The 11328-nt window shown below is 44.5% G+C and carries 11 protein-coding genes; 1 reads left to right on the top strand and 10 read right to left on the bottom strand.

Annotated features, from left to right (window positions below; all coding sequences use genetic code 11):
• A partial coding sequence (locus AB5Y85_RS00290; RefSeq protein WP_368221039.1) for an integrase core domain-containing protein occupies positions 1 to 223 on the top strand: 223 nt, incomplete at its 5' end.
• 309 nt (positions 224 to 532) lie between these two features.
• Here AB5Y85_RS00290 and AB5Y85_RS00285 read toward each other — a convergent pair.
• The 10 genes from AB5Y85_RS00285 to AB5Y85_RS00240 all read right to left on the bottom strand — a co-directional run bounded on the left by AB5Y85_RS00285 (position 533) and on the right by AB5Y85_RS00240 (position 11302).
• Positions 533 to 943 (bottom strand): H-NS family nucleoid-associated regulatory protein, encoded by a 411-nt coding sequence (locus AB5Y85_RS00285; protein ID WP_005344269.1) that lies wholly within the window; start codon positions 941 to 943, stop codon positions 533 to 535.
• Positions 944 to 1550: 607 nt separating this feature from the next.
• On the bottom strand, positions 1551 to 3281 hold the full coding sequence (locus AB5Y85_RS00280) for a PglL family O-oligosaccharyltransferase (RefSeq protein ID WP_257686679.1): 1731 nt from the start codon (positions 3279 to 3281) through the stop codon (positions 1551 to 1553).
• Between the two features lie 103 nt (positions 3282 to 3384).
• Entirely contained in the window at positions 3385 to 4533 is a 1149-nt protein-coding gene (locus AB5Y85_RS00275; RefSeq protein WP_368221037.1) for an LPS O-antigen chain length determinant protein WzzB, read from the bottom strand.
• Between the two features lie 58 nt (positions 4534 to 4591).
• The gene (rfbC, locus tag AB5Y85_RS00270; protein WP_257686681.1) at positions 4592 to 5119 is read right to left on the bottom strand and encodes a dTDP-4-dehydrorhamnose 3,5-epimerase; all 528 of its coding nucleotides are present in this window, start codon (positions 5117 to 5119) and stop codon (positions 4592 to 4594) included.
• A 27-nt stretch (positions 5120 to 5146) separates the two neighbouring features.
• Positions 5147 to 6076 (bottom strand): glucose-1-phosphate thymidylyltransferase RfbA, encoded by a 930-nt coding sequence (gene rfbA / locus AB5Y85_RS00265; protein WP_257686682.1) that lies wholly within the window; start codon positions 6074 to 6076, stop codon positions 5147 to 5149.
• Positions 6073 to 6957: a dTDP-4-dehydrorhamnose reductase gene (gene rfbD / locus AB5Y85_RS00260; RefSeq protein WP_368221036.1), complete on the bottom strand. Its 885-nt coding sequence runs from the start codon at positions 6955 to 6957 to the stop codon at positions 6073 to 6075. The genes rfbA and rfbD overlap by 4 nt, the downstream gene beginning before the upstream one ends.
• The gene (locus AB5Y85_RS00255; protein WP_368221034.1) at positions 6957 to 8168 is read right to left on the bottom strand and encodes a sugar transferase; all 1212 of its coding nucleotides are present in this window, start codon (positions 8166 to 8168) and stop codon (positions 6957 to 6959) included. Before AB5Y85_RS00255 ends, rfbD begins: the two co-directional genes overlap by 1 nt.
• A gap of 259 nt (positions 8169 to 8427) precedes the next feature.
• Positions 8428 to 9318 (bottom strand): glycosyltransferase, encoded by an 891-nt coding sequence (locus AB5Y85_RS00250; RefSeq protein WP_368221033.1) that lies wholly within the window; start codon positions 9316 to 9318, stop codon positions 8428 to 8430.
• Between the two features lie 2 nt (positions 9319 to 9320).
• Positions 9321 to 10457, bottom strand: coding sequence for a glycoside hydrolase family 99-like domain-containing protein (locus tag AB5Y85_RS00245; protein ID WP_368221032.1), 1137 nt, complete (start codon positions 10455 to 10457; stop codon positions 9321 to 9323).
• Complete coding sequence (locus AB5Y85_RS00240; RefSeq protein ID WP_368221030.1) at positions 10454 to 11302, bottom strand: hypothetical protein; 849 nt, start codon at positions 11300 to 11302, stop codon at positions 10454 to 10456. The genes AB5Y85_RS00245 and AB5Y85_RS00240 overlap by 4 nt, the downstream gene beginning before the upstream one ends.
• Positions 11303 to 11328: the final 26 nt, after the last annotated feature.

The following is an 11328-nucleotide window of genomic DNA, read 5'->3' as shown; positions in this document are numbered from 1 at the left end:
GCGGCTGCATCGCACACTGCTGGATGAACACTTCCGTATCAAGGGGAGGACGACCTGGTATGAGTCGGTAGAGCAGATGCAGACAGACCTGGATAACTACCTGGAACACTACAACACCCAGCGGCCACATCAGGGCAGGATGATGGAGGGTCAAACCCCCTACAGCATGTTCAAAAAGGGTCTGAAATTGATACCGAAGGAAGTGCGCACTAAAGTAGCGTAAACAAGACACCGGTTTGAGGCCGGTGTCAGGTGATAACTAGATCTGTACAGTAAGAGACATATCCGAAGCTCATATCTGCACGACGCATACAAAGAGCGATATCACGCAGTTAATCCTGCACGACAAAATTAATCGCAAGCAACGAGTGATATTGAGTAAAGTAACAGTGAAGTAAAACGACGCTAAAAAGGATACAAGCGAGGATGTAGATAACAGTGGGGTGAAGTGGCGGATTGGATAACAACGAGTAAAACGGCAAAAAATAATGCCGCCCAAGGGCGGCATTATTCAAACTCTGAACCTGACGAATTAGATCAGGAAATCGTTCAGGTCTTTACCCAGTGCTACTTGGGCAGCAATGGCTTTCGGCATACGGCCTTGACCGGTCCAGGTTTTTTCCTGGCCATCTTCTTCGTACTTGTATTTAGCCGGACGCGGAGCACGCTTGCTCTTTGCAGCGCCAGTCGCAGCAGCCGGAGCAGCGGCAGTCGCCAACAGCTCGCGAGGATCAATACCAGCCTGCTGCAGCATTTCGGTGAATTCATTCAGCTTGCGCTGACGCTCTTCCTGTTCAGCACGCTCCTGTTCAACAGAATCGGCGCGCTCTTGGTAAACCAGGTCAAACTTCTCTTTAGCTTCCAGCAGTTGCTCAAACGGCAGTTCACGAATAGCCGCACGCAGACTGCGAATGTTCAGCAGAACTTTCAGAAACTCGTTCATTATTTCCTCACAAAAAAGTCGGTTACAGGGATAACTGTTTCAGAATAGCATGGACAATTCCCAACAACATACAGTTTTTCTATATTAACGTTCTTTTTTTCTTAAATTTCACCATCAAGATCGAATGCTTGCCACTATCAATAACAAACCGGCTGGAGTGCAGCTCTTCTGGGTAGAGGGATGATTACCATCTTGTGTTCAAGAACATCGCTATTTCAAGACTCATTAATTTCCAGTTCAGCATCCAACAAATGAGCTCTGTAACCTTACTTATAAGCCTGAGCGCACATTTCTACCATACGTTCAACATCACGTGACAAGACTATGCCTATCTGTTTAGCAATGAACACGTCTAGAACCTGTCCCTTCACCCGATGATGAAGGGAATACTCCCAATTGACTATCAACCCCTTCAACGCCATCGACAAAATTACATATTAATCAATTGGTTGGAATCGCCACATGACATTTCAAATATGCCTTTCATAGCCCGTTTGACAGACGCATGCGTCCGAAAACAGACTGTTCAGATACTGGTTGTCCAGAAGGGAAAAAATAAAAAAGCCAGCCGTTTTTAAGGACTGGCTTTCTGTGTATCCAAATAGCACTATTTATTTTTGGTTATATTTTTGTCTGATTGGTCAACACCGGTAATCACTGCCTGTGAAGCAGACCCAGTTAAAAGGGGCTCGGTTGGATAGAGCTTAAGTGCTTCAGCTCGCATCGCATTGGCTTCCTCTGTACGACCCAATGCATTAAGCGCGATCACCATATTGGCGTATATGTTGGCACGCGGTGTATGGCGTACGAATGCCTGCCCCCACTCCAGATAAGCTTCCAGTTCGGTCTTGTTATTTGTCTGCAAGCCCACCATCAGACGAACTGAGTTCACATCAAACTCGACTCGGGTCAACCAAGCCATGGGATTGACGATATCAAGTAGCAAAGTCGGCTCTTTATACCCACCCCGTTCATATTTGGTGACTACCCATGCGGTGTGAATTGCTGTGAGCATAAAGGGAACGACCAGCAGCGGGATAGCGATCGCCATAAATCGCAGTAACAGCCATGGGCGGCACTCCATATCCCACCATGATGAGAAACCCTGACTCGCCAGGTTGGTCTCTTCAATTTCGGTATCGATGATATAAATCAGCGTCAGCAACAACCACCATAACACGATCGCATGGTAGAGCGGGTATTCCGTCTGGGTATGAAGCAAGATCGGTGTAACCAGAGCAAGCAGTCCCATGGCATTTACCCAACGCACACTTGCCAGACGCCATAATAATGCGCCCCCCATGATCACCATGCCGAACATGGGTGCAATACCGCCCTCAACAGCCCAATAGAGAAACTCGTTGTGGGGGTGGTCGAGATTGTACTCAATCTGCACCATGGACGGATTCAGTGCTTTATCAGCCATGTAGTGATGAAGAAAAACAGATTCAAAACTGCCGTATCCCCAACCACTCCATGGTGCTTCGGCAATCAGCTTGGCTGCATAGGGCCAATAGATTGACCGCATGCCACCAGATTGATAAATCTCCAACCCGCGCTTTGCTCCTGCCATCCAGTACTGTGATAGCAAGCCAAGGGCTATCGCCAAAATAACCAGAGCCAATACACGCCATAACAATCGTTGGCGATGGAGTTGCGGCATCAATAATAACAGAGCGAGCAGACCGCCTAGTTGGCCCACTCGGGATTGCAAAACAACCAGCAACAGTGTTGCAGATAGAATGACGCTATAGCGCAGCGCCATCAGCAAGCGACGGTTCTCGTTAGGTAATTCCAACCAGATGGCAAGGGCAAGTCCAGTTGCCATAAAAGTTGCCATCACATTTGGCTGTTGAAAGATCCCGTATGGGCGATTGGCGTTGCTGTCATAGCCAATCCAGTTACCCGGCGTCAACAGATAGAACTGCACCAGACCTAGCAGAGCCTCTATCGCGATAGCAATCAGGATGAGATAGAGCAAACGATCGCGCTGCAACCGATTAACGCGCCATTGGTAGAGCCCGAAAAGAAACAGCAGACCAGCAAAAAGCCCCAGCAATCGGGGAATGGCATAATCCTTGAGTGCAAATCCGGGATAGAGCATGGGGAGCAGCAGCAAGAGTGCCCCAATCCATAACCCCGTTTGCAATGAAGAAAAGAGCAGACGCTGGCGTAATGTCACCTGCCACAATCCCAATCCAATAGCCAGTGAGGCAAACACCCATCCCCATGCATTAAAGGGCAGATACAGCCCTGCACCTCCCGGGTTGTGCATAAAAAAATGCATCCCCAGCAACCAATAGAACAAACATAAAACCATCATGATTCGCGTTAACATCACAGCCCAACTCCTTAGGCCCGCCCAGTATCGAAAGGGCATATAAAATACAGATAAAAAGAGAGGGGGCACTATGCCCCCTCTGCTCCATCAACACATCGTATTATGCCTCTTCTGGGCGGCGAAATGCATGGCGAATGAGCACTATTCCCACACCCAACATTCCTCCCAGCAAAGTCGCCAGCACCACAATCAAAGGGCGTTTGGGCTTATCGCGAGTAAAAGGCTCTTCTGGTGAGTCAATCATGTTGAAAGAGTGAAAATCAATTTTTGAAAGATTCAGTGATTTTAGGCTACTCAATTGAAGGCGAATCTTTCCTACTTCTGGATTAAGTAATTCAGGATCTTTAATCTCATTCAAAATATTCAATTTTTCAGCCAATCCTTTCGAACCCAATTGAATGTTGAACATTTCTTTACTGTCAATACGTTCAAGAGGAGCATCCACCCCGGCAGCCTTGCTAATACGCAGACTGTAGCTAACACGTTGCAGCTCATCTTCTTTTTTAAGCAGCGTATCCGCCTTAATATTATCATATTTTAAAGTCAGAGTTTTTATTCTATTTTGCCATATAGTCTGTAACTCTAAATTTATTTTATTAATTTGCTGCTGCTGGACAAAATCTATGTACTTCACTAATCGCTGCAGAGCAAGTTCAGGTGTTTCAGCAGAAAAATTTAACGTCATATCTTGACTGGTTTTATCCAGAGCCTTAGCAGATATGGACTCTGCCAGCTTACTCATGAGCACACGTTCACTACGCTTATCCGAGACCTCAGCTTTCTCCACCTCTTCAGCATAGACACCTTCTTGTGTCAAAAAGGCCCGCTTAGTATTCATGCTGTTAAAATCTGAAATAAAGCTCTTGTAAATGGCTGGTTGCTCAAGCGAGGAAAACTCAGCAGTCGATGAGGCAGCTCCGGTGCTGTTGCTGTTGCTGTTGCTGTTGCTGTTGCTGTTGCTGTTGCTGTTGCTGTTGCTGTTGCTAGGCATGATGGCTTGTATTTTATCTACTACTAATTGTAGTGCCGCTATTTGTGAGGCTGAAGGTTCTGAAATAATGGCCTGACTGGTCCACACCTGACGAGCAGTCATTGCATAGAAAATGCCTGCAGCAGCAGACAAAACGGTTATCAATAAAATCATTTTTTTGTGGTGCCATAATACTAACACTAACTCGCGCAGATCAACCTCATCTGACACAGGATTTTGCACCCATTGATTAGGAATAACCGGTGTTTTCTCGCTCATATATCTCTCTTGATTATCAATAGGGAAATTTAAAAGATTGTGAATAACTAAAAAACCCCTAAAAAATGGGGGCCTGGCGGTCTTTATCAGATAAAGATAGTGGCCACTGAGAATATAAAGGCCAATCTATAGCCAACGTTGGACAATCCCAACGAATACATGCTTCATCACCCGACTGATAATAATCAGTACATTTATAAAATACATCAGCCGTCTCACTCATCACATAGAAACCATGGGCAAAACCGGGGGGTATCCACATAAGTTCACCTTGCTCCGCATCCAATATATGACTCACCCAATTACCATAGGTCGGTGATGCTGGGCGAATATCTACAGCCACATCAAAAATTCTGCCACTGATCACTTGTACCAACTTCCCTTGCGGGCGTGAACGTTGGTAATGTAATCCTCGTAATGTACCTCCGACTGAGCGGCTCAAGTTATCTTGGACAAATAAATAATGCCCACAATGATGTTCAAACTCTTCCTGCCGGAAACACTCACGAAAATCACCACGATGGTCAGAAAATATTTCAGGTGTCAACACCATCACTTCGAATAATTCTGTGTGTTTGAATTTCATTAGCACATTACCAACATTTCAAATACCTTACGAATAAGTATTCACATGCGTGATGCCAAAACGGGGAGTGAGCAATCGCAACAAATAATTTCCGTAATCACTCATTGCCAATGAAGTAGCTAACTCACTTAACTTTTGGTCATCAATCCAGCCCTGACGCCAGGCGATCTCTTCAGGGCAGGCCACTTTTAACCCCTGCCGTTTTTCCAGGGTCTGAATAAACTGCCCAGCCTCTTGCAAGCTGTCCGGTGTGCCCGTATCCAGCCATGCACAACCCCGACCTAAAAAGCTGACCTGCAACTGCCCCTGCGCCAGATAACGACGGCTGATGTCGGTGATCTCCAGCTCCCCTCTGGCCGAAGGGGTTAACTGTTTGGCAAACTCGACGGCATGCTCATCAAAAAAATAGAGACCGGTCACCGCATAATGACTGGCCGGATTGACCGGTTTTTCAGTGATAGCCAACACCCCACCCTGTTCATCCAGCGTCAACACCCCATAACGGGTCGGATCATCGACCCGATAAGCAAACACCCTGGCACCTTGCACATCATCCATCGCTTGGCGTAATAGCACTGGCAGCTCGGCACCATAAAACAGGTTGTCACCCAAGATCAAACAAACAGACTTACCCGCTATAAAGGGTTCAGCAATCAGCAAAGCCTCCGCCACCCCTGCCGATACCTGTTGTTCGGCATAAGAGAACATTAGCCCCCATTGACTACCATCCCCCAACAGTTGTCGGAAGCGAGGCAGATCGGTGGGAGTACTGATGATCAAGATCTCGCGGATCCCGGCCAACATCAACACCGACAAGGGGTAATAGATCATGGGTTTATCGTAGACAGGCAGTAATTGCTTGCTCACTGCCAGCGTGGCGGGATAGAGACGTGTGGCAGCCCCCCCCGCCAAAATGACCCCTTTACGAGAGGGGTTGTCACACAATAAATACGTCATTGCCGCTCCTGTAATAGTGCATGAAGTGTTGATTTAACCCCTTGCTGCCAATCCGGCAAGAGCAAACCAAACGTCTGCTGAAAAAGCTGGGTATCGAGCCGAGAATTAAGTGGACGTTCTACCACTCCACCATAATCCTCACTTGTGATGGGCTTAAGATCCGGCACCTTGTCTATCAGACCAAGCGCATATGCCTCGCTAAAAATGAAACGGGCATAATCAAACCAACTGACTGCACCAAAGGCAGCCACATGATAGAGCCCACCCAGTTCGGGCTCCCCCAATACTCTTTCTATAGCCAGCAGTGTCATCTCAGCCAGCATCATCGCCGAGGTCGGCGCACCAACCTGATCACATACCACTTGCAATTCATTTCGGCTCTGTGCTAAACGCAGCATGGTCTTGAGAAAATTATCGCGCCATGAACTATGTAGCCAACTAGTACGAATAATCATATAGCGACAGCCACTGGCTAAAATAGCCTGCTCTCCCGCCAACTTACTCTGACCATAAATATTTAGCGGTGCGGGTCTGTCAGATTCCTTCCACGGTCGATGACCTGAACCACCAAACAAATAATCCGTCGAAAAATGGACCAACAAGGCATGATGTTGTTTGGCCAATTCAGCTAGCCGCGCGACACCATCACAATTAACCGCCATCGCAAGTTCCGGCTCTTGCTCTGCACCTACAACATCAGTGTATGCAGCGGCATTGAGGATGACCTTTGGGCGGTAACATGGCAATACCTCCCGTAATAGTTTGTCATTAACCTGTGGATAATACGCTCTTGGCAGAGAAACAATCGGGCGATAAACCTTGTGACTTACAAGTGATAGAGCGCGGGCCAATTGGCCCGTGCCAAACAAGACAATACTCATTAACGGGCGCCAAAACCGGTGAGAATAGTCTTAATTGTCTTAAAGACGATCAAAACATCAAGCCAAAGGGAGAAATGTTTGATGTAGTAAAAATCGTGCTCGATCTTAATGCGGGTATCATCGGCATCGGCGGCATAACCGTGCACCACCTGAGCCCAGCCGCTGATCCCTGGCCGCACGATATGACGATACATGTAGAAGGGGATCTCCCGCTCGAACTGATCGACGAAGGTGCGCTGCTCCGGCCTCGGCCCAATCAGGCTCATGTCTCCTTTGAGGACGTTGAAGAACTGCGGCAGCTCGTCGATGCGCAGCTTGCGGATCACCTTGCCCACCCGGGTGACGCGCATGTCGCCATCCTGAGCAAACTGTGCACCGGCCTTCTCCGAATCCTTGCACATGCTGCGGAACTTGTAGATGCGAAAATCCTTGTTGCCCTTCCCCACCCGGTTTTGCAGGAACATCACGGGCCCCGGGCTCTCCAGCTTGATGAGGATGGCCGTCACCAGCATCAAGGGGGAGAACAGCGGGATCGCGATCAACGCGGCCAGGATGTCCATTCCCCGCTTGATGAAGGCATAAACGGGGGAAGGCAAGAGGGAGCCAAGCTGGTTCTCATGGAGATGGTCGATCTTTACGCGTCCGGTCAGGGTCTCGCTGATCTGCTTGATGTGATAGACGGGAATGTGAGCCAGGGCACAGCGCGCCAGGAAACGCTCCCACTCCCCCGCCAGTTTCTCGTCCCGAAGATCTGCCACCACGGCGTCATAGCGCACGGCCCCAAGATCGGGCTTGTCCAGCAGGCGCCACTGCACGCTGGAGTGCCGTGTCAGGGCCTGATAGTCGCCAAAGGGCAGCAAGGCATACTTGGGTGTCCGGTAACGGCGACCGATGAAGTAAGCCAGCCAGCAGCAGAGCAGGGCCACCACATACGATTCGAACAACACCTGACGGCTGTAAGGCAGGCGCAGGAAGAAGAGAATACCGACCAGGGCACCATAGAGGGTGGTCACCGTGGGGATCATATAGGCCACCGGACTGGCTCCCGGGTAACGCAGGAAGCGATGCAGCACAATCCCGGTCAGCAGAAACGCCACGAAGGCACCGCTCAGGGTATTGATCCGGACGGCATCGAGGTGATGCCAAAATTCCAGGCCCCATCGCTCAATGGCAGGCAGACAGACCGCCAGCAAGGCTCCAAAGAAAAACAAGGAGGGAGGGCTGAATAGCACACGCTCATACCAGCGTGAGTGACGACGTTGAAATGACAAGGACGACCCCCAGAAAATAAAGAATTAGAATATACGTATCTATACATAAAACCAGACTGAACCACAGTTGTGCATTCACTTGGCAACATAAACATATATAAAGGATTTTAATTTTAGTTCACAAAAAATGATTCACAAAATATATTCTGTGGTAAAAAAGTAATATAGGACTTAATTTAAAAACACAACATACTAGCAATCAGAAAACGTTAAACAATAAAACCAGAGCCAGAGCTAGCCTGTCACGTAATCGGCGCCTTAGTTTATTAATCCTAAAAAAAAGATATAAATTACCTCTATACTTTTTTGCTAGACCGAATTTGAATATTGCAGTTTCTTGCAACTCCAAATGCTCAGCGATGTTCATTACTTGCTTACGATACCATTTCGATCTAATTAATAAAAATCGTTTTATGGCTGCTTTAATATTGTTATTAGTACCGACTTGGTTATTAGCATGTTGCCGATAGCGCATCATTGGTTCTGGATCAATAAACCAACGATATCCGCGACTACGCGCAAAAGCATAAATAAGCCAGTCATGCAACTCGATATCATCACCGACTTCTTCATAGTGCGCAAGCAACCATGTTTTAAATTTTATGATTACATCTCGTTTAAATACATAAGTGCAGCCTGGGCCTGCTGCTTCAAATAGAAAATCCCATTTACACTGTAACTGTGACTTATCAATTAACATCTCACGGCCATCTTCCCAAAAAGCGATGACATTGGAAGAGTAACAGTCATATAGTTGTAACTCACTGATGGCCTTAGTTAATTTATCTTCATGCCAAATATCATCTTGATCGCTGAAAGCGATATAATCATAACCAGTCAAATCGGTATCAGCTAGTAGCCTAAAGAAGTTTTTACCCGCACCACCGAATTTAAAGCCATATGGTAATACCGTTATATTATTATTTTTTGTTGCATATGATTGACAGATATCAAGCGTTCTATCTGTTGACTCATCTATGCTTATATAAATATCAAGTGAAATATTATTTTGCTCTATTATGGATCTTAGTTGCTCTTCGATCCACTGTTCGCCGTTATAGGCTGAGAGTAAAACTGCTACTTTATGCATTGTTAATTACTTTCATTTACTTGAAACATTTCACGAACAACATCTAATTTCTGATAACCATTCTTAGTATCAGCCTCTAGATATGCACACTCCGACCACTCATTCCATGCATTAATAAAAATTAACTTGTGCTCATGGGTAGCAACTTTTTCCTTCGCTATACTCAATGCGGTTTTAAACAATTCAAGAGAGACTCCAGAAAAAAAAGTTGCTCTTTCTTTGTAGCGTGGAGCATTATCCCAATCGGGAAATACCACTGGATATACAGGCTTGGAATAAAAAGTGTCAGAATCTAGCTTCATTGCAGATATATAGTCATCATACTTAAATTTCTTATATGAGTTTTTGTTGTATAAACGCCCTAATTTTAGTTGCAAATTCTCAGGCAGTCTTCTGAGCACACTCTCTATATATTTTATGTAGATGGGTGATTTCTTGAGATGGCAGTTAATGGCAAATCGAGGCTGAAAATTCATAATCATATCGAATTTTTCATATACTTTTTTAGCATCCACAATATCATATGCACGAAGAGCGATAAGGTGAACGCCTGCAAAACCATCACTTTTTGCTTTATTATTTATAAAGTCAATCCATTTATCTAATTCTTTGATTAATTCAGCTCTATAAATACAAAGTATAGGTTTGTTATTTATTTTAACGTATCTAGGATCGAAGAAAAACCGTCTTAAATATTCATAGTGGCTATTCCATATTGACTCATCTGGTCTATGCTCTTGTTTAATTAAGATATCATTAGGCTTACCAATCCATTGTCTTGTCCAAGTTTCATTCGCCCAAGTGATAAAGTATTCAATATCAATACTCTTGTCAGAGTAAAGGTTATTAATTGGAGCATCTAGAAGAACTTTTCCATCAAACCAATAATGGTAAAAATTAAATCCAGATATCCCGTATTGCTTTGCCAAAGTGGCTTGAGACTTAATTACATCAGGGGATGATTGATCATAGAAACCATTAATTGGAATACGTGGTTGAACCTGCTCTGCACTTACTGCTTTTGATATCTTAACCAGTTCCCAATCTGTAAAACCCTGTCCCCACCATTCATTGTTTTCAGGCATCGGATAAAACTGAGGAAAATAAAATGGATAAACTTTATATTCTTGCATAGTCATTTTGTTAGCAACTTTATCGCATGTTTTATAAAAATGAAATTTTTAAATTTCATTGCCATTTTAACGGAATAAAAAAACATATATATTGCATATAAAAACAAGAGCAACGGTCTTTCTTTCAAAAACCGAAACCAAAAGACATTAACTTTATATAAAATGGATGAATACTGCCCTACACTATTATTTGAAGGATGGTTACTAATATCATGAACTAGAACCGAATCTAATAAAAAATATGAATTCTCATATTTACTAAACTCATGTGAAAAAACAGTGTCCGTGCCATAAAAATCAACTATATCTGGATATCGAAAGCCTGATTTAATGAAAAACGCTCCTCTAATAATCATACCACTATTAATTGCCGCAATATGCTTAGACGAGTTTATACCTACTTTTACTTTTTTAAGTTTCCTACTGAAAAAAACATAGCTGTAGTAGGGGCTATACAATCCACCACCCGCTTGTACTTGTGGTAGAAATAAATTTATTTCTTTACAATCACCATAAGCTCTCAGAAAATCTGCAAGATACGCCTTTGGCAAGCAAGTATCATCATCCAGTAATAAAAGAAATTCTTCTTCATTTAAATTTGAAATCCGCTCATTATAGATTTCTCGAAGAGTTCTATTTGTCGGATCGTGAACATAGCTAACACTATATTTTTTACGTAGACATTCTAAAAAAACTTCATCCAATTTTGACTCGGGAGAATTATCATCTATATATAATGTAAAGTTAAGATGTTCATTATATATAGGCATTCTTTGACTTAATAAAGTCTGTAATGTTAAGCTATCCCTCATGTTTTTTTCATAAATAACAACTTGAATATACATTTTCATTCTATTACCACTCTAAAAATATCAGC

This window comes from Aeromonas sp. R3-1 (genome assembly GCF_040908345.1).
In the GTDB taxonomy this organism is placed as follows: domain Bacteria; phylum Pseudomonadota; class Gammaproteobacteria; order Enterobacterales; family Aeromonadaceae; genus Aeromonas; species Aeromonas veronii.
Note: the sequence above shows the minus strand (reverse complement) of the source record. Positions and strands in the feature narration are given on the sequence as shown.

Bases quoted from the DNA above. Each gene is read 5' to 3' on its own strand.
- AB5Y85_RS00285 (WP_005344269.1), bottom strand. From the start codon at position 943: ATGAACGAGTTTCTGAAAGTTCTGCTGAACATTCGCAGTCTGCGTGCG.
- AB5Y85_RS00280 (WP_257686679.1), bottom strand. From the start codon at position 3,281: ATGTTAACGCGAATCATGATGGTTTTATGTTTGTTCTATTGGTTGCTG.
- AB5Y85_RS00275 (WP_368221037.1), bottom strand. From the start codon at position 4,533: ATGAGCGAGAAAACACCGGTTATTCCTAATCAATGGGTGCAAAATCCT.
- rfbC (WP_257686681.1), bottom strand. From the start codon at position 5,119: ATGAAATTCAAACACACAGAATTATTCGAAGTGATGGTGTTGACACCT.
- rfbA (WP_257686682.1), bottom strand. From the start codon at position 6,076: ATGACGTATTTATTGTGTGACAACCCCTCTCGTAAAGGGGTCATTTTG.
- rfbD (WP_368221036.1), bottom strand. From the start codon at position 6,957: ATGAGTATTGTCTTGTTTGGCACGGGCCAATTGGCCCGCGCTCTATCA.
- AB5Y85_RS00250 (WP_368221033.1), bottom strand. From the start codon at position 9,318: ATGCATAAAGTAGCAGTTTTACTCTCAGCCTATAACGGCGAACAGTGG.
- AB5Y85_RS00245 (WP_368221032.1), bottom strand. From the start codon at position 10,457: ATGACTATGCAAGAATATAAAGTTTATCCATTTTATTTTCCTCAGTTT.
- AB5Y85_RS00240 (WP_368221030.1), bottom strand. From the start codon at position 11,302: ATGAAAATGTATATTCAAGTTGTTATTTATGAAAAAAACATGAGGGAT.